The sequence below is a fragment of the Marinobacter sp. G5_S1_61_S3 genome, assembly GCF_054968585.1.
The window spans coordinates 23,698-42,784 of sequence record NZ_JBQKUK010000013.1 but is presented as its reverse complement, the minus strand read 5'-3'; the positions used below and the strand labels follow the sequence as shown (position 1 = coordinate 42,784).

Here is a 19,087-nt window from a genome sequence, read left to right as displayed (position 1 = left end):
GGCTGACTCTGGGGGTGTGGCGTTCACGACGGCGTACTGTCCTCTCGTGTGTCCATGGCGTGCATCATGTAGTTCACGTCCACATCCCGCCCCAAGCGGTAGGCTTTGGTAATCGGATTATAGGTCATGCCGGTCAGGTCGCGGATGTCCAGGCCAGCGTGGCGGAGATGGTCGGACATCTCGGACGGCCGGATAAACTTGCGCCACTCATGGGTGCCCTTGGGCAGCAGGCGGAGCATATATTCCGCGCCGACGATGGCGAACAGGAAGGATTTTGGATTGCGGTTGATGGTAGACACGAACAGATGCCCGCCCGGTTTGAGCATGGTGGCGCAGGCGCTGATCACCGACGCCGGGTCGGGCACATGCTCAAGCATCTCCAGGCAAGTCACCAGGTCGTATTGGCCCGCATGTTCCGGGTCTTGCGCCAGCTCTTCCACAGTGATCTGACGGTAGTCCACCTCAATGCCGCTTTCCATACCATGGAGTCTGGCGACGGATAGCGGTGCTTCTCCCATATCAATGCCGGTGACATGGGCACCGCGCAGTGCCATGCCCTCGGAGAGCAGGCCACCGCCGCAACCGACATCCAGCGCCCGCTTACCGGCCAGGGGCGCGCGTTCATCGATGTAGTTGAGTCGCAAGGGATTGATGTCGTGCAGAGGCCGGAATTCGCTAGTGGGGTCCCACCAGCGGCTGGCCAGTGCCTCGAACTTGGCGATTTCGTTCTGGTCTACGTTGTGGTTACTCATGTGCCGTTCTGCCTGGTCGCTGAGAGAGTGAGCGTCAACTGGTTTGCTGTTCGCGAATACGGTCGGCCCAGCCCTGGACGCGTAGCATCAGGTCCGGGACGTCAATGCGGGTGAGTTTGCCTTCCTGTACCTGGGGTACGCCGTTGATCCAGCTATGGCTTACCTGGCGGCCATGGTTGCTGTAAACCAGATGGGAGGCAGGATCATACACTGGCTGCAGGAACGGGTCGCCGAGATCCACGGCGATAATGTCCGCCAGTTTGCCAGCGGCCAACGATCCCAACTCATGATCGCGCCCAAGAGCTCTGGCGCCCTGGATGGTCGCCATAGCCAGTGCCTCGTGGGCGGACAGTGCCGAGGCGTCGTCTGCGACCACCTTGGCCAGCATGGCGGCGGTGTTAAGCTCGCCGAACAGGTCCAGGTCATTGTTACTGGCCGCGCCATCCGTGCCAATGGCGACATTGACGCCGGCCTTGCGGAATGTTTGCACCGGGCTCAGGCCGCTGGCCAGTTTCAGGTTGGATTCCGGGCAGTGGATAACGTGGGCACCGGTCGCCTGGAGCAGCGCTATGTCTGACTCATCAATCTGCGTCATGTGCACGCACTGGGTGTTGGTCCCGAGTACTTTCAGCTCCGCCAGGCGGGCAGTAGGGCGCTTGCCGGACTTTTCCATGGCGTCCGCAACTTCGAAGGCGGTTTCATGCAGGTGAATCTGGATCGGGGCACCCGTCGCCTCCGATAGCGCTACGGCTTTTCTCAGTGGCTCGTCGGATACGGTGTAGGGTGCATGGGGGCCAATGGCCGGCATGATGAAGGCGTTGTCCTGCCACTGTTTTATGAACGCTTCGCCTTTGGACAGGTATTCATCCGGCCCGCTCCCCCAGGGTGTGGGGAAGTCCAGCAGCGGAAAGCAGATCTGTGCGCGCATGCCGGCGTCGTGCGCAAGCTGGGCAACGATTTCCGGGAAGAAGTACATATCGGAAAACGTGGTGGTACCGGTGCGCAGCATTTCCGCCATGGCAAGCTGGGTGCCATCGGCAATGAATGCTTCGCTGACAAACGTGCCTTCGGCGGGCCAGATATGGTCGTTAAGCCAGGTCATCAGGGGCAGGTCATCGGCCAAGCCACGGAACAGTGACATGGCGGCGTGGCCGTGCATATTGATGAGGCCGGGCAGCACCACATGGCTGGGAAGGTCGATCACTTCCTTGGCACGGAAGCGGGCATCCGCCTCGTCCTGCGATACGATGGCGGCAATCCTGTCACCCTGGACGAGAACCGCCTGATGTTCCAGAACCACATCGGCGGGCTCGATGGGAATCAGCCAGCGTGCGTTGATGCGAATGTCCGCTGCGGTAATGGTGTCTGCCGTCATTAACCCTACCTTTGTACGTGCAGCCTGGAACGGAGCCACGCTGTCTTGAAATGTAGCCCGAAAGTATAGCGACCGGCCCGGTTGAGAACTACCCTGGGGGCTGAGTTTACCGTATTAACACAGGTATACTGCCGTTTTGTAACCCTCAGGAGTTAATGAATGAGTCGCGCCCCTGTTTCATCTGGTGACCGTGCTATCGGCACCGTAGCCATTCGCTGGCATGGCGGAAGTCTTGAATTGTTGGATCAGCGGCTGCTGCCGGACCAGGAACACTGGATCACGCTGGAGGGCTCAGCCGGGGTGGCTCAGAGTATCCGCAATATGGTGGTGCGTGGGGCGCCAGCGATCGGAATCAGCGCCGCGTACGGTGTTGCCCTTGCAGCCCGGCACGCTGGTGGCGGTGACTGGAAAGCGGAGATCAAGCAGGCCATTCGCGAACTGGCGGCCTCCCGGCCAACGGCGGTGAACCTGTTCTGGGCGCTGCAGAAAATGGAGCAGGTGTTCTCAGAATGTCACTCCTTGGAGGAGGCGGTAAAGCGCCTCTCCGAAACGGCGGTTCAAATCCATAAGGACGACCTGTCCGCCAATCTGGCAATGGCGGACTATGCACTGGCCCACATGGATGCCAGCAAACCGTTTTCGGTTCTGACCCACTGCAATACCGGGGCGCTTGCCACCGGCGGCTACGGCACAGCGCTGGGAGTGATCCGGCGGCTGCATGAGAAAAAGCTTTTGAAGGATGTGTTTGCCGATGAGACCCGGCCGTGGCTTCAGGGTAGCCGATTGACCGCCTGGGAACTGGCAAGGGATGGGATTCCGGTGACGCTCAACGCAGATGGGGCGGCGGCGTCGATACTTGCGGCGGGTCATGTGCGTTGGGTGATTGTCGGCGCGGACCGAATTACGGCCAACGGTGATGTGGCCAACAAGATTGGCACCTATAGCCTGGCGGTCCTGGCCCGGCATCATAAAGTCGGTTTTATGGTGGTGGCACCGTCCAGTACGGTGGATATGGCCCTCGCATCGGGGAAGGACATCCCGATTGAAGAACGCGAGGGGGAGGAGCTCAGGCAGGTTCGGGGCGTTCAGATCGCCCCCGCCGGCGTGAAGGCGTTTAACCCGGTGTTCGATGTGACGCCGGCCAGTCTGATCGACGTCATCGTCACTGAGAAGGGTGTGGTCAGCACCCCGAACCTGACCGGTATGGCGGGATTGTTTAGCTGAAACCCTTTACTGGCCTGACTTGCCGCTCAGCGTATCCGCCTGGGCGGTGATCTGCTTGGGGGCCAGGATGGACGCCATGCGCTGATCCAGCTCAAGCATATCCGCCATGATGTTACCGCCTTCGCGGATAATGAAATCCAGTTCGTCGTCTGCGCTGTCTGGTTCCGCCGCCTGCTCGTCCTGCCAGTCGTCCAGCGCATCCAGGCTTTCGAAGGCTTCTTCACCGTGTATGGCGCGGCGTGCGTTGGCGATGGTCAACCGGGTGCTCTCAATCTGTGACTGATATTCCTTGCGCTTTTCAAGGTTCAGGCTGACGTATTCCTGTTCGCGTTGTTGCTTGAGGAATTCGATTTCCTTCTGCAGCAAGCTGAACTCCGGGTTTTCCTCAAATCGGGTATCGTGGCGCTTCCGGAGTTCATCGATAACACCGCTGAAGTCGAAGTAGCGCGCATGTGGCACGGCTTCAATCTGGTCCCAGGGCAGGGCGTGGTCCAGCGCATCCTCGCCGATACGGGTCTTGTCCACGCGCGACGGAATTTCTATGTCCGGAATCACGCCTTTGTGCTGGGTCGAGCCGCCGGACACCCGGTAGAACTTGCTCTGGGTGATCTTCAGCTGGCCGTGATTCAGCGGCCGAACAGCCTGTACCGTGCCTTTTCCGAAGGTTTGGGAGCCGACCACAAGGCCCCGGCCATAATCCTGGATGGCACCGGCAAAAATCTCCGAGGCGGAGGCACTCATTCGGTTGACCAGCACCACCAGCGGCCCGTCATAGGCAACGGATGGGTCCTCGTCGTTGAGTACCTGTACGTCGTTGTTGGAGTTGCGAATCTGTACCGTGGGGCCTTCCTCGATGAACAGGCCGACCAGGTCGTTGGCTTCATGAAGTGCGCCGCCGCCGTTATTGCGGAGGTCCATCACCACGCCATCGACGCCATCTGCCTTCAACTCGTCGATCAGTTTGCGAACATCCCGGGTGGTGCTCTTGTAGTTGGGATCGCCATCCTGCATTGCCTTGAAGTCGGCGTAGAAGGTGGGAATGTTAATGACGCCGATGCTGTAAGTGGTATTGCCGCGTTCGAACTCGATGACTTCCTTGCTGGCGCTTTGTTCCTCCAGCTTCACTTTGTCCCGCTCAATGGCGATGGTTTCAGTGACGGTTTCATCCGGGGCATCGGCGGGAATGACTTCCAGGGTCACCGTGGATTCGCGGGGGCCGCGAATCAGATCCACAACCTCGTCGAGGCGCCAGCCGATGACGTTGACGGGCTTTTCCTCGTCGTCCTGTTTGACTGACACGATACGGTCTGCCGGCTCAAGCTGGCCTTGCTTTGAGGCAGGCCCACCCGGCACCAGGCGAACCACCTTGGTGTATTCGTTGTCTGATTGCAGCACTGCGCCGATGCCCTCGAGGGACAGGCTCATGTTGATATTGAAATTCTCGGACGTGCGCGGTGAAAAGTAGGAGGTATGCGGGTCCCACATGCCCGCGAAGGCGTTCATGTAAGCCTGAAACGCGTCCTCGCTACGTGCCTGGTAGGCGCGCTTCAACTGGCCTTCATAGCGCCGCTGCAGAGCCTCCTTGATGGATTCGTCATCGGAATCGTTGAGACGTTGTGCCAGGACGGCGTTCTTGATTCTTTTTACCCACAGGTCGTCCAGTGCTTCCCTGTCGGCGGCCCAATCGGCATCGGAGCGGTCCAGCAGGATGCGTTCGTCGGCACTGAAGTCGAGCTTGTCGATGCCGTTGTCGATCAGGTCAAGAGCGAACTCGAGGCGTTCAATGATGCGTTGCTGAACCAGGTTGTAGATATCAAAACCCGGTTGCAGTTGACCGGTTTTGAGCGCCGATCCGAGCCCAAGCCGAATCGCACTGAGCTTGTCGATGTCTTTCTGTGTCAGGTAGACGCGCTGGCCATCCAGGTAGTCAAGATAAGCGTCAAACACATCCCCAGACAGCGAGTCGTTGATGCTCAAATCGCGGAAGTGGGTGAACTGCAATTGGCGGGCAATCAATATGTTGGCGCGGGCCTGCTCCACCGTTGGAGACACCGGCTGGTAGACCTTGTCGGTATCCAGCTTGGCCGATACAGGCACAGCGAGTGCGAGCGTGAGAGCCAGGGCAAAGGTTTTTTTGCCGGGCATGACTCCACCCATGGTCGTGCTGTAACGGGTGACAAATCGTTCCGCGATGCTCATAAGCTTTGTTACCTGACGGTGTGGACGATACCGTGCGCTGCGGAGAGGGACCCATGATGAGCGGCCGCTGGCAGTTGATTAAGCGCTTTTTGGATATCGCTGGATTGGCTCATGGTTTTATTGTAGGCAAGCACAGAACCGGTTGCCATAGTGGGGAAGTTTCGATACGTGACAATCTGTCCATGAAGTCGTCAGATTTGTGAACGCGGGGGCCGGCGGAAAGCCAGCGAGAAACCTTTGGTGACCCCCTTGCCGGAGCGCGCAGGTGCAGCTCCGGCAAGGGATGGGGTTGATTACTCGAAGACCGCGTTGCGTTCTGCCTTGTCCAGCAACAGACGGGGTGGGTTGAATCGCTCACCAAAGCGCTCGGCCAGGACTTTTGCCCGTTCTACAAAGGCTCTGACACCGTATTGGTTGATGAACTGGATGGCACCGCCGGTCCAGGGGGCAAAGCCAATACCGAATATACTGCCGATGTTGGCGTCTTCAACGGTCCGGAGTACGCCTTCTTCCAGGCAGCGTACGGTTTCGATGGCCTGGATGAACAGGATGCGGTCTTTCAGCTCCTGGAGGTCCGTGTTCCGGGCTTTTTCCCGATCGACAAACAGTGTGTCCAGTTCCGGCCAGAGGTGCTTTTTCCCGGATTGCGGATACTCGTAGAAGCCGGCACCGGCGGCCTTGCCCTTGCGGTCGTGGCTGCCGACCATCCGGTCGATGACGGCTTCCGCCGGGTGCGCGTTCCAGGTTTGACCGGCCGCTTCCGTGTCTTTTTTGCTCTGGTCGCGGATATGTTGCATAAGGGTCATGCTGACTTCATCAGAAATCGCCAGCGGGCCGACCGGCATGCCGGCCAATACGCCTGCGTTTTCGATGCTGGACGGATGGATACCTTCACCCAGCATGGCGATTCCTTCATTGACGAAGGTGCCAAACACCCGTGAGGTGAAGAACCCGCGGCTGTCGTTGACCACAATGGGGATCTTGCCGATCTGCTGGACGTAATCAAAGGCGCGGGCGAGGGTGTCGTCAGATGTTTTCTCACCCACGATGATTTCCACCAGTTGCATCTTGTCCACCGGCGAAAAGAAGTGCAGCCCAATGAATTTTTCGGGCCGAGCCGAGGCCTTGGCCAATTGGGTAATGGGAATGGTGGAGGTGTTGGACGCAAAGAGACCGTTCCCGGCCAGTTTCGCTTCCGCTTCCTGGGTTACTTTTGCTTTCAGGTTGCTGTCTTCAAAAACGGCCTCGATGACCAGGTCGCATCCTTCCAGGTCGTCCGCGGAACCAGTGGCCTTAATGCGGTTCAATATCTCGGCTTTCTGTTCTTCCGTCATGCGCCCACGGCTGACTTTTTTCGCCAGCAGTTTCTCGGAATAGGCCTTGCCTTTTTCAGCGTTTTCCGTGGAAACGTCCTTGAGGACCACATCCAGGCCTCGGGTTGCGGTGGAGTAGGCGATGCCCGCGCCCATCATGCCGGCGCCAAGGACGCCCACTTTGCGGAAGGTCTCCTTCTCAACACCCTGCGGGCGGCTTTCGCCGGCGTTGACCGCGTTAAGCTGAAACCAGAAAGTGCCGGTCATGTTCTTGGCGACCTGACCAATAACCAGTTCCGCGAAATAGCGGGTTTCGATCAGGCTGCCATTGTCGAAGTCCACTTGGGCACCTTCCACGGCGGCGGACAGGATACGCTCCGGGGCGGGGTAGCAGCCTTTGGTTTTCTGCTTGAGCATTGCCGGCGCAATAGCCAGTTTCTGGGCCATGGCGGGGTGGTGAGGCGCGCCGCTAGGAAACTTGAAGCCTTTCTGGTCCCAAGGCTGCTGGCTCTTTGGATTGGCGTCGATAAAGGCCCGTGCCTTGGCCATCATGTCGTCGGTGGACGAGGCCAGTTCATTAACAATGCCGGCCTTAAGCGCCGCTTTTGGGTTTACCTTTTTGCCTTCCATCAGGAAGGGGAAGGCCGCTTCCAAACCGATCATACGGGGCAGGCGTTGAGTGCCGCCGCCACCGGGCAACAGTCCAAGGGTGACTTCCGGAAGGCCCAGTTGAATCTTGTCTTCGTCCAGAACAACCCGGTGATGGCACGCCAGGCAGATTTCCAGACCGCCACCAAGGGCAGAGCCATTGATGGCTGCCACGATGGGTTTGCCGCTGGTTTCGAGGACGCGCATCTCGGCTTTCATGCCGTTGACCATGTCTTCAAAGGCACCGGCGTCCTCCCGGGTTACTTTGTACAGCTCTTTCAGGTCACCGCCGGCAAAGAAGGTTTTCTTGGCGGAGGTGACAATAATGCCGCGGATATTGTCGAGATCGCTTTTAACCTTGCCCACTGTCTCCGTCAGTGCCGCTCGAAAATCGGCGTTCATGGTGTTGGCGGACTGGCCGGGCATGTCGATGGTCAGGGTCAGGATCTGGTCTGAACCCAGGTCGTAGTGAATGGCGCTCATAGTTGGTTCTCCTCTCAGAATCAGTCGTCGGCTCAGACGCGCTCAATGATGGTGGCAATACCCATTCCGCCACCCACACACAGGGTGGCCAGGCCGTAGCGCAGTTCTCTCCGCTCCAGTTCGTCGAGCAGGGTGCCCAGGATCATAGCGCCAGTGGCCCCCAGTGGGTGGCCCATGGCGATAGCACCGCCGTTCACGTTCACTTTTTCGTCCGGAACCGACAACTCCTTCTGGAAGCGCATCACCACGGAGGCAAACGCTTCGTTTACTTCGAACAAATCGATCTGGTCGACTGTCATGCCGGCTTTTTCCAGCGCCTTGCGAGCCGCCGGGGCAGGGCCGGTCAGCATGATAGTGGGGTCGGTGCTGGTGACCGCTGTGGCCAGGATACGTGCTCGGGGTTTGAGCCCCATGGCCTTGCCCTTGGCTTCGCTGCCAATAAGGAGCGCCGTGGCGCCATCCACAATACCGGAGGAGTTGCCGGCATGATGTACGTGATTGATTTTCTCCACGTAGTGGTATTTTTCCCGGGCGACGCCGTCGAAGCCCATTTCACCCATCATCTGGAACGAGGGCTTGAGGCTGGACAGGGATTCCACCGTGGTGTTGCCGCGTACATGCTCGTCACGATCCAGGATCATCACGCCATTCTGGTCGGTAACCGGAACGATGGACTTTGAAAAATAGCCTTTTTCCCAGGCGTTGGCGGCCTTTTGTTGTGACTTCACCGCAAACCCGTCTACATCCTCCCGGCTAAAGCCTTCCAGTGTCGCAATCAGGTCCGCGCCGATGCCCTGTGGCATAAAGCCAGTGTGCAGGTTGGTGGCCGGGTCCGTGGCCCAGGCACCGCCATCGGAACCCATGGGGACACGGGACATGCCTTCAACACCGCCGGCAACCACCAGGTCTTCCCACCCGGAACGAACCTTCATCGCCGCCAGGTTGACGGCCTCAAGGCCGGATGCACAGAAGCGGTTCAGGGTGACACCGGCTACAACTTCGTCCCAGTCCGCGGCCAGGGCGGCGGTTTTGGCAATATCCGCACCCTGGTCGCCAACCGCGGTCACGCAGCCCATAACGATGTCGTCCACCTGGGCGGTGTCCAGGCTGTTTCTCTCCTGTAGCGCCTTGAGAACGGTGGTCAGCAGGGTAATGGGTTTAACGCTGTGCAGGGCACCGTCTTTCTTGCCGCGCCCCCGGGGCGTACGAACCGCATCGAAGATATAGGCTTCGGTGGTCATTTCCTGTCCTCTGTTGGTCGTTGACTCAGTAATAGCATCGCGAAGGATAACCATAGCGGGTCCTGACGGGTAAGCGTAATGACGAGCACTGCCAATCGAATTGGCGAAACTGCTCAATCCGGTCATGACAATTTCAGGGTAGGGTTCTATGGTGTAGACAGGTACCCATCACAAGCAGGAGCAAGGCGATGTCCCTGAGAGATGCCATCGATAACTTTTACGAGCCGCTGGTTGCGGAAGCCATTGATGAAACGAGAGGGGATGGTGACAGCCAGGACTACCTGACCGACGTGATGTGTGTGGCGCTGAATCGGCTACCAGCCAAATACTACCGCCACAGCATCGATATGATGTTCTACCTCGCCGACGGCGAACTCGAGACCATGAAAAAACAGGCCCTGACCGCCGTTCGGGAGGCCAGGGAGTTTGTGAGGAGCCATCAGCGTGAATAGAGAGCCATCAGCGCGAATAAAGAGCCATCAGCGGGACGATTAACTCTCGCGCAGTACAGCCTCCAACGCCTTGCCAAGCCGTTCAGCCAGGGGCTCACTGACAACATCCACTGGTTGAACCACACACCAGTTGGCAACCAGCATTTCCAGTTGCCTTGATTTGTCGCTGTCCGAAGAAGCGTTGCCCATGCCTTCGGCAAGTCGCTGTACCTGAATTTCCATGCGACGGCCCTGGTCTTCCGCCGGTGACGGCACTTCCGCCAGTATCTCCGCCCGAATCACCAGTTCTACCGGGTCTGGCTGGCCCACATCGGCAGCCAGACCGGCCCAATGCTGTGGCAGTGCCTCGCTGTCCAGGGTGCTTGAACTCCGGGCGTTGATCCAAGTTTTCCAGGTATCTATCTGATCCTGCAGCTGGCGGGTCGAAACCAGCCCTGAAAGGCGACTGCGTTCCTGGCTGACTCGCTCTTTGCTGCCCGCAGACAATGGCTCGTTTCTGAGCGAGTCAAGTTCAGCCAGTGTCGCTTTGAGCACATCAAGGCTGCTATCGGAGCCCGCCGATTGGCAGGCTTCAAGCACCGGCCCCGCTTTTTCATCCGCCTCACGGGAAAGCTGTTCCTGCTCATTCTTGCGGGCATCCCTTCGCGCGAAGATCTGGTCGCAGGCTTTGCGGAACGCTTGCCACAGTTTTCGGTCTTCGCGGTGTCGGGTAATGCCAATGCTCGTCCACTCTGTTTGCAGGGCTTTCGCCTGGCTCATGGCATCGCCCAGGGGCTCGTGTTCAATCAGGGCTTCCGCTCGCTCAACAATGCCCTGTTTAAGAGCTTCGTTCTTCTTACGCTCGGTATCCAGCGGCGCCTCGAGCTGTTTCAGCAGGTCGTCGAACCGTTTCTGAACCGGGCGATTGTCGCGAAATTCCACGGGCCAGGCCGCTTTCCACTCTTCACGTGCGGTCTGATGTATGCGTTCGGCCGCTTTCCAGTCAATGTTATTCCAGTCGGCGTTGTCGAGGAATGTGCCCAGCTGATCGCAAATCGTCTTGCGGGTTTCCAGGTTTGCCTGTTTCAGCCCGGACTTGGCAGAGAAATAGGCCTTGCAGGGCTCATACGCCTGATCCGAGGCCTGCTTGAACCGTGACCACAAGTCGCGATCGGAAGAACCTCCCAAACCCCGCCACTCATTCTGCAGTTCCTTGATTCGCTCAGCCTTGGCTTCCGGTTCCATGGGCTGGTTTGCCAGGTATTCCATCTGTTCGCAGAGCGACTCCTGTTTCGGGCGCGTTGCAAAGCCCTGCCAGTCTGTCAGTTCGCGAAGCTGGCCTCCGAGCAGGTGCATTCGTGGTTGCAGTGATTTGCCGTGGCGATGATCAAGGCCTTTTGCGAGTTGTTGTGCGGCCTTGAAGTGCTGGCGGGACTCCTTCAACTGCTTGGATTCGAGAGCTTCCTCCAGCTTATCCAACACCTGCCGAAGCGAATCAGCCAAGGCCTTCTGTTCTTCCGAGTCTGGCTTGTTGGTTTTTGCAGGGCGGGGTTTTCCCGCAAGGCGATTCAGAGCGTCCAGCAAGGTGGGGCGCCTGAAATCGCGGGGCCAGTCGACGGTTTCCAGTATCGCACTGGCTTGGTCGGTCTGCTTGCTATCATCGGTGTCACTGCTATCGGTGGCCTGCAGTGCCATGATCTCGTCGCGGTGCTGGCCGAGGCGCTTGACTGCGGATATATAACTTCGCAGCGACTGCATCAGGTTTTCGTAGACTTTCTGTTCCTGTTTCTCCACCTGGGTGTCCCGGGTGGCTTCCAGCCAGCGGTTCTCCTGGGTTTTCTGCAAGGCATCCAGGGAGGCCAGGGAGGGTTCCAGGTCCGGATCCTGATGTTTCAGTTCGTCAAGGGTGTCTTCCAGTAAGGACAACGTTTCCGCCCGTTGGCTCTTTTGCTCTTGCTGATGCCTCAGCTGATCCTTTTCGGCCTGCATCTCGCGCAGCCGTTCGCGGCATTGGTGAACAGCCTGCAGGAATTCCGTGGTTTGTTCCTGTGAGGCCTGAGTTTCCACATCAGCCCACTTTTGGAGGAGTGCGTCCAGACGCGCCTCAAACAACTTCGTGTCGTCGCTGCGGGCCTGCTCAACCGCATGACGCACGATGGTTTGAATGGTTTCGGCCAGTTTTCGTTGTCGATCTTCTTCGTCGCGAATACGTTGCAGCTTCTGGCGAACGATTTGATAGACCCCTTTGTCCTTGCCTTTGGCAAGCTTCTGGACGCGCTGCAGGGTGGCTTTTTCTGTCAGTGCTTCCGCCGCCTCGCTGCGTATACCTGCTGTCAGGCCGCCAATGGCCAGTTCCTCGAGTTCGCCTTCGGACGGGTTGGCTTTCAGTGCTTCTGCCTGCAGCTCTCGTTGGTCATCCTGCCTGCTTGTCTTGTCGGCCTCTTCCTTCGTAGCTTCCTTGCGAGGGGTAACGGCAGTCGCGGTTGCTTTGCGATTTCCAAACAGTTTCTGGATGAATGCGGCCATGGGGTTATCCTTTGATATTGAAACCAGTTCCCGGTGCCGGCAAAGTAAGCAGGCACCAGCCATCGGCGTTGTCCGGAGTTCCGGGTGCCGGGTACGTCAGCTGATCGATCCATGGAATTGAACGGTCAGCTGTATTAGGTGGGGGCTAGTCTAGCGTTTTGTCGGCATTTGCGGGAAGAGTCTGAATGGGAAAAGCATCAAATCCGGAAGATCAGGACCACAAGGCGCGTTCCGCCGCGTTGCGACTGCTCGCCAGACGGGAGCACAGCCGTTTGGAACTCGCGCTTAAGCTCAAGCAGAGGAAGATCGAATCGGATGTTATTGAGCAGGTTCTGGACGACTATGAAACCGAAGGTTGGTTGAGTGATGAGCGATTCGCGGAGGTCTATGCCCGGCAGCGGATGGATCTGGGCTACGGGCCGCTGAGAATCCAGGCTGAACTCCAGCAAAGGGGGATCCAGGAGACGCCGTCCTGCGTCCGGGAAATGAACGACACGGACTGGTCCGACCGGGCGACGCTGCTTCGGGAGAAGCGGTTCGGGCTCAGCGATATCCGCGATGACTGGGATGAAAAAGCTCGCCAGGCCCGCTTTCTTGCCCGTCGGGGGTTTTCCTCCGAGCACGTGGAAAACGCGCTTGAGCAACGGCTATAGCGTTGGTGGGACGAAACCGAATTCCTCTGGCAGCGACGCCCTGATGTCGCTGTTGTTTTCCTTGCCATCGACGGGGCCGACAATCTTTTCCATACCCTCCAGCTCTTTGAACCAGGGCTTTTCCTCAGTTTCCGCTACCTTTGTTGGCTCCGTCAGCCAGGCCAGGAAATCGTAGTAGCGGCGTATGTTCTGAACGTAAATCACCGGTTCATGCCCCCTGGCGTAGCCAAACCGCGTTTTGGAATACCATTCCTTCTGGGCAAGCAGAGGCAGGAATTCCTTGACGTCCATCCAGCGGTCAGGGTTTCTGCCGGCCCCCTCGGTCAGCCTGCGGGCATCCTCCACGTGCCCCCAGCCAACGTTATAGGAGGCGAGGGCAAACCAGGTACGGTCCGGTTCGGGAATGCGATCGGGGACCCGGCTATGCACGATGGTGAAATACTTTGCGCCACCCTGGATGCTTTCCTCGGCATCGAGACGATTATTGATGCCGATATGGCTGGCTGTGTTCCGCGTTAACATCATCAGGCCGCGAACACCGGTCGGAGAGACTGCATTAGGGCGCCAGTGGGACTCCTGGTAGCCCATGGCGGCCAGCAGTCGCCAGTCCAGTTCGTAGGTCTTGGCGTAATCGCGAAATAGGCTTTCGTACTTGGGCAGGCGGTTTTCCACATGATGAACAAAGGTCCGCGCGCCAACATAGTCCAGGCGGTCGAGATGACCGTAGAATCGCTCGGAAATATGCGCCAGTGTGCCGTCGTCCCGCAGCTCCTGAATAAACTGTTCGGCGGCATTGGCCAGACTCTGGTCCTGCTCGCTGGGAAAGAGCCACAGTAATGGTTCGGGCTCTCCGAGGCTGAACGCGCTCTTGACCTTCGGGAAGAACACATGGTTCAGCTCGAGTTCGTTGGAGGATACGATGGCCAGCGGGAACTCGCCGGACTCCACGCGTGAGAGGATGCCAGCCGCGTCCAGGCCGGCGTGCATGGTCCACTGCAGGCCGCTGTTGTTGGCGCTGAACTGTTCCAATTGGTGTTCGTGATTGCTGTCCGCCACCAGATGGATAGTCTGCCCCTCAAGATCCTCCAGGGATTCCGGGCGGTCAACTTCGCGGTTGTAGACCACCACGGATTCGGCTTCGATGCCGTTGGCAACCTTCTGGTAGCGCTGCTGAAAATCGGGGCGCGAGGACAGTCCTGCCAGACCGATGTGAGCGTAGTCCTGATCGAGTATCGACAGCACGCTGGTGTTGTCCTTCGCAACGCGAACCTTGAGCTCAACGCCCAGGTCCTCTGCGAACAGGCGCGCCAGTTCGTAGTCATAACCAGTGGGGCCATCACGGCCTTCAAAATAAACCGATGGCGCATTCCGGGTGATAACGTGGAGCACACCCTCGGAACGGATCTCCTGAAGAGTGCTTGGCCTTGAGCATCCTGCAACTGTCAGGATTATTGACAGTAGGCAGGTGAATTTCGCGATGGCCGTGTACGGCTGACGACGGTTCTTAGGCAAATTCCTGAACTCCCTTGATGCAGGACGCTGAGTGTTACGGTGTTTCCCCTGATGTCCGATCACTCCCTGCTACCTCGCTCGCACTTCTTGCGTTACTAAAAAAGCAGCAAGTGGCATGCCAGCACAGCTTTGGGGAGTTTAACCGATGTTCACTCAATACGGAGCCTCCCTGGCTCATCTGTAATGATCCCCGGTCATACTGGGGTGGTCAATGAATCTGCTCGGTTAATGTGCAAAACAATGTAAATTATAGCGGCCGGTTTATAACCTTTTGACGCTGTATCCCGGTGCGTGTTTCAAGTATCATTGCGGCCTTTCAGATGGCCGGCCTTTTCCTGTTTGCCTTGTACTCCGTCGATACGGAACACAGGATGCTGCACCGGCTCCCAGTCTCGCGCGTACAGGTTTTGATCATGCTTGAACTTCGCGGCGCTCCCGCGCTCTCGCCCTTTCGTTCCCGCAAGCTGCATACTCGCCTCCAGGACATCGTGCCTGCGGTGGAACATGTGTATGCCGAGTTCATGCACTTCACGGATCTTGAGTTCCCGCTGTCCGAATCCGATCAGGCGGTACTTGATCGCCTGTTGACATACGGTCCCAGTGTTTCCGCTGAAGAGCCTGATGGCGTGCTTTTCCTGGTGGTTCCGCGCCCGGGCACCCTTTCACCCTGGTCAAGCAAAGCGACGGACATCGCCCGCAACTGTGGCCTGCGGCAGATTCGGCGGATTGAGCGGGGTATCGCCTATTACGTGAAAGCCAACCGCAAGCTGAGCCTCGAGCAGCGGGAGAAGATTGCGGCGTTGCTTCACGACCGCATGACCCAGAAAGTCTTCCACGAGATGGGCGGTGCGGAATTGTTGTTCCATACCGACGAGCCGCGCACCCTTAACCGAGTTCCGGTGCTTTCTGGTGGGCGTCAGGCACTGGTAGATGCCAATCGCTCACTGGGCCTGGCGCTGGCTGAAGATGAGATCGATTACCTGGTGAAGTCCTTCTCGGACCTGGAACGTGATCCCACCGATGTTGAGTTGATGATGTTCGCGCAGGCCAACTCAGAACATTGCCGCCACAAGATTTTCAACGCCTCCTGGGATATCGACGGCGAAGGGCAGGAGAAATCCCTGTTTGCGATGATTCGCAATACCTTTGAGATGAACAGCGAGGGCGTGCTTTCCGCTTATAAGGACAACGCGTCGGTCATCGCCGGCAGCCGTGGGGGGCGTTTCTTCCCGGAGCCCGAAACCGGTGTGTATCGCTATCATGAGGAAGATATCCATATCCTAATGAAAGTGGAAACCCACAACCATCCGACCGCGATAGCGCCGGCGGCTGGTGCTGCAACCGGTTCTGGTGGTGAGATCCGTGATGAAGGGGCAACCGGGCGTGGTTCCAAGCCGAAGGCGGGCCTCAGCGGGTTCACGGTATCCAACCTTAACATCCCGAATGACCCGCAGCCCTGGGAACTTGGTTACGGGAAGCCGGAACGAATTGCCTCGCCTCTGGATATCATGATTGAAGGTCCCATTGGCGGTGCTGCCTTCAACAATGAGTTCGGCCGTCCCAATCTCGCCGGGTATTTCCGGACCTTTGAGGAAGTGGCGCCCGGTGCCGGTGGCGAAGAGGTACGCGGTTATCACAAGCCCATCATGATCGCTGGCGGCCTGGGTAATATCCGGGCGAACCATGTGGAGAAAGGCAATATTCCTGTGGGGGCCAAGTTGATCGTCCTCGGCGGCCCGTCCATGTTGATTGGTCTGGGTGGCGGTGCTGCATCGTCCATGGATTCCGGATCCAGCAACGAGAACCTGGACTTTGCGTCGGTCCAGCGGGATAACCCGGAAATGGAACGTCGCTGCCAGGAAGTGATTGATCGTTGCTGGCAAATGGGCGACGACAATCCCATATGCTTTATTCATGACGTAGGGGCCGGCGGCCTGTCCAACGCCATGCCGGAACTGGTCAAGGACGGTGGTCGCGGTGGCCGTTTCGAACTGCGTGACATTCCCAGCGACGAGCCGGGCATGTCGCCCCTGGAGATCTGGTGTAACGAATCCCAGGAACGTTACGTGATGGCGGTGGCGCCGGAGAACCTTGAACAGTTTGATGCCCTTTGCCGCCGTGAGCGTTGCCCCTATGCGGTGATCGGCGAAGCCACCGAGGCGCACCATCTGGAACTCGGGGATTCCTATTTCGACGATCGCCCTGTTGATTTGCCGATGGACGTGCTGTTCGGAAAGCCGCCCCGCATGCACCGCAGCGTGTCGCGGTCTTCATTCACCAAGCCTATTTTTGATTCCACGAAGATTGATCTGAACGATGCGGTAAGCCGTGTTCTGAGGCTGCCGTCAGTGGGCTCAAAGAGTTTTCTGATCACCATTGGTGACCGGACCATCACGGGGCTTGTCGCGCGTGACCAGATGGCGGGCCCCTGGCAGGTGCCTGTTAGTGATGTGGCGGTTACCTCGTCGTCTTTTGATGTGAAAACAGGCGAAGCCATGGCCATGGGTGAGCGCACACCGGTTGCGGTTATCGATGCGCCTGCATCCGGGCGCATGGCAGTGGGCGAAGTGATTACCAACCTGGCGGCCGCCCCTGTCGCCAAATTGTCGGATATTCGGCTGTCCGCCAACTGGATGGCCGCGGCAGGGCACCCGGGTGAGGATGAAAACCTCTATGAAACCGTTCGTGCGGTTGGTATGGAGCTTTGTCCTGCACTGGGTATCACCATTCCGGTGGGCAAGGATTCCATGTCCATGAAGACGGTCTGGGAAGAGGATGGCGGCGAGCAAAAAAGTGTTACGGCCCCGTTGTCGCTGATCATCAGCGGTTTCGCACCGGTGACGGATGTGGACAGAACATTGACCCCTCAGCTGGCGACAGATGCGGGCGATACGGATCTGATTCTGGTTGATCTTGCGGCGGGACAGAACCGCCTCGGTGGTTCGGCACTGGCACAGGTTTACCGGCAGGTAGGTGCGGTAGCACCGGATCTGGACGACCCGGAAGACATCAAGGCGTTTTTCGCGGTTATCCAGGGCCTGAACGCAGACAGCAAGCTGCTGGCGTATCATGACCGTTCGGATGGTGGCCTGTTCGTCACCCTGGCTGAGATGAGCTTTGCCGGGCACACCGGTGTCGACATCAAACTCGATGGTCTTGCGGAAGATGCGTCCCAGTTCGCTCGTGAGCTCTTCAATGAGGAACTTGGCGCCGTGATCCAGGTTCGTCGGGAGGATACCGGGTTTGTACTACAGCAGTTTTCGGCAGCGGGTCTTGGTGACCACACCTCGGTAATCGGTACCGTCAACCAGGACGACCACATCCGCTATACCTTTGAGGGACAGTCGGTCATATCCCGACCGCGGGCGGACCTGCAGCGTCTTTGGGCGGAAACCAGCTATCGCGTGCAGTCGCTCCGTGACAACGCCGATTGCGCTCAGGAGGAGTTCGACAACCTGCTGGACAGCAGTGACCCGGGGCTTCACGCGGAACTGACGTTTGACCTCAACGACGATGTTTCCGCGCCATACATCAACACAGGGGCCAGTCCTCGGGTGGCGGTGCTGCGGGAGCAGGGTGTTAATGGACAGGTTGAAATGGCCGCCGCCTTTGACCGTGCCGGGTTCGAGTCCGTGGATGTTCACATGAGTGACCTGCTCTCCGGCCGGGTTTCCCTGGAAGGGTTTAACAGCATGGTTGCCTGTGGTGGCTTCTCTTATGGGGATGTTCTGGGTGCAGGTGAGGGCTGGGCCAAGTCCATCCTGTTCAATGATCGGGTTCGTGATCAGTTTGCCGCATTCTTCAACCGTCAGGACACCTTGGCACTTGGCGTTTGTAACGGTTGTCAGATGCTGTCCAACCTGCACGAACTGATTCCCGGCAGCGAAGGCTGGCCGCGTTTCGTACGTAACCAGTCGGAGCAGTTCGAAGCCCGGCTGGTGATGGCGGAGGTGCCCGCTTCTCCGTCGGCGTTCATGGAAGGCATGGCCGGCTCCAGGATGCCGATAGCGGTTGCCCATGGTGAGGGCAGGGTTGAGTTCCCGGCTGGAACGTCTGCAGACCAATTGAGTGATAGCGAGCTGATCGCGCTGCGCTACGTGGATAACCGCGGCGAGGTCACCACACGTTACCCATGGAACCCTAACGGATCTGAGGCGGGCATAACCGGTGTGACCACAAGGGATGGACGGGTCACCATCTTGATGCCCCATCCCGAACGGGTATTCAGAACCTCCCAGCTTTCGTGGCACCCTGCCGATTGGGGTGAAGACGCGCCATGGATCCGAATGTTCCGTAATGCGAGGCGTTGGTTCAGCTAAAGCCATAGCCTGAGCTAAAAAAGCCGGCCCCGGACGCACCATAAAGGTGACTCATCCAGGGCCGGCTTTTTTGTTTCTGGCGACGGGAGTTTTCAAGAATTTTCAAGGGAAATTTTTGTTTATAAGTGCGAAAATCCCCTTGACTCAAACGGTTTATGCACATTCCTGGTGCCATGCTGTGTGCAATGTGCACAAAGCACTGGGTTTAGGTTCATTTTTTGTTCGACAACTATAACTATATGAAATATAAGAACTTAATTAAGTAGGTGAATTTGTCGCCAATTTAACAAAAGTGCAGTAATTCCGGGGGATGGGGGCATGTTCCCCAAAACTTTCCCCAGAGTTATCCACAGATTCTGTGGGTAAGTAGCTAAATGCTTAATCTGTACAAAAATTATCCGTTGGAAGGGT

The 19,087-nt window shown here is 58.0% G+C and carries 11 protein-coding genes; 4 read left to right on the top strand and 7 right to left on the bottom strand.

From position 1 onward, the window contains the following. Positions 1–23: 23 nt before the first annotated feature. Together ubiG and ACTRWH_RS13890 are read right to left on the bottom strand one after the other, a co-directional pair. Positions 24–752, bottom strand: coding sequence for a bifunctional 2-polyprenyl-6-hydroxyphenol methylase/3-demethylubiquinol 3-O-methyltransferase UbiG (ubiG, locus tag ACTRWH_RS13895; RefSeq protein WP_036206458.1), 729 nt, complete (start codon positions 750–752; stop codon positions 24–26). A gap of 34 nt (positions 753–786) precedes the next feature. Further along, positions 787–2,127 (bottom strand): TRZ/ATZ family hydrolase, encoded by a 1,341-nt coding sequence (locus ACTRWH_RS13890; RefSeq protein ID WP_136633315.1) that lies wholly within the window; start codon positions 2,125–2,127, stop codon positions 787–789. 159 nt (positions 2,128–2,286) lie between these two features. Here ACTRWH_RS13890 and mtnA point away from each other — a divergent pair, with 159 nt between their 5' ends. Continuing rightward, positions 2,287–3,351: an S-methyl-5-thioribose-1-phosphate isomerase gene (gene mtnA / locus ACTRWH_RS13885; RefSeq protein ID WP_075194582.1), complete on the top strand. Its 1,065-nt coding sequence runs from the start codon at positions 2,287–2,289 to the stop codon at positions 3,349–3,351. Positions 3,352–3,357: 6 nt separating this feature from the next. Here mtnA and ACTRWH_RS13880 read toward each other — a convergent pair whose 3' ends face one another. The 3 genes from ACTRWH_RS13880 to ACTRWH_RS13870 all read right to left on the bottom strand — a co-directional run bounded on the left by ACTRWH_RS13880 (position 3,358) and on the right by ACTRWH_RS13870 (position 9,235). Next, a complete protein-coding gene (locus ACTRWH_RS13880; RefSeq protein ID WP_193216587.1) occupies positions 3,358–5,550 on the bottom strand; it encodes a carboxy terminal-processing peptidase in 2,193 nt (730 codons plus the stop codon). 293 nt (positions 5,551–5,843) lie between these two features. Continuing rightward, on the bottom strand, positions 5,844–7,994 hold the full coding sequence (locus tag ACTRWH_RS13875) for a 3-hydroxyacyl-CoA dehydrogenase NAD-binding domain-containing protein (protein WP_228210894.1): 2,151 nt from the start codon (positions 7,992–7,994) through the stop codon (positions 5,844–5,846). A gap of 32 nt (positions 7,995–8,026) precedes the next feature. Continuing rightward, positions 8,027–9,235 (bottom strand): acetyl-CoA C-acetyltransferase, encoded by a 1,209-nt coding sequence (locus ACTRWH_RS13870; RefSeq protein WP_075194607.1) that lies wholly within the window; start codon positions 9,233–9,235, stop codon positions 8,027–8,029. Positions 9,236–9,423: 188 nt separating this feature from the next. Between ACTRWH_RS13870 and ACTRWH_RS13865 the strand changes: the two genes are divergently transcribed. Further along, complete coding sequence (locus ACTRWH_RS13865) at positions 9,424–9,687, top strand: late competence development ComFB family protein (protein ID WP_126810335.1); 264 nt, start codon at positions 9,424–9,426, stop codon at positions 9,685–9,687. A 39-nt stretch (positions 9,688–9,726) separates the two neighbouring features. On the opposite strand, the gene ACTRWH_RS13860 is transcribed toward ACTRWH_RS13865, so the two are convergent. Continuing rightward, on the bottom strand, positions 9,727–12,192 hold the full coding sequence (locus ACTRWH_RS13860) for a DUF349 domain-containing protein (RefSeq protein ID WP_462826527.1): 2,466 nt from the start codon (positions 12,190–12,192) through the stop codon (positions 9,727–9,729). 185 nt (positions 12,193–12,377) lie between these two features. On the opposite strand from ACTRWH_RS13860, the gene ACTRWH_RS13855 reads away from it, so the two are divergent. Continuing rightward, the gene (locus ACTRWH_RS13855) at positions 12,378–12,845 is read left to right on the top strand and encodes a regulatory protein RecX (protein WP_085681149.1); all 468 of its coding nucleotides are present in this window, start codon (positions 12,378–12,380) and stop codon (positions 12,843–12,845) included. Here ACTRWH_RS13855 and mltF read toward each other — a convergent pair. Continuing rightward, entirely contained in the window at positions 12,840–14,234 is a 1,395-nt protein-coding gene (mltF, locus tag ACTRWH_RS13850; protein ID WP_319830334.1) for a membrane-bound lytic murein transglycosylase MltF, read from the bottom strand. The genes ACTRWH_RS13855 and mltF overlap by 6 nt on opposite strands. Positions 14,235–14,770: 536 nt before the next feature. Here mltF and purL point away from each other — a divergent pair. Beyond that, positions 14,771–18,676, top strand: a complete 3,906-nt coding sequence (gene purL / locus ACTRWH_RS13845) for a phosphoribosylformylglycinamidine synthase (protein ID WP_428398770.1) — start codon at positions 14,771–14,773, stop codon at positions 18,674–18,676. Positions 18,677–19,087 lie beyond the last annotated feature (411 nt).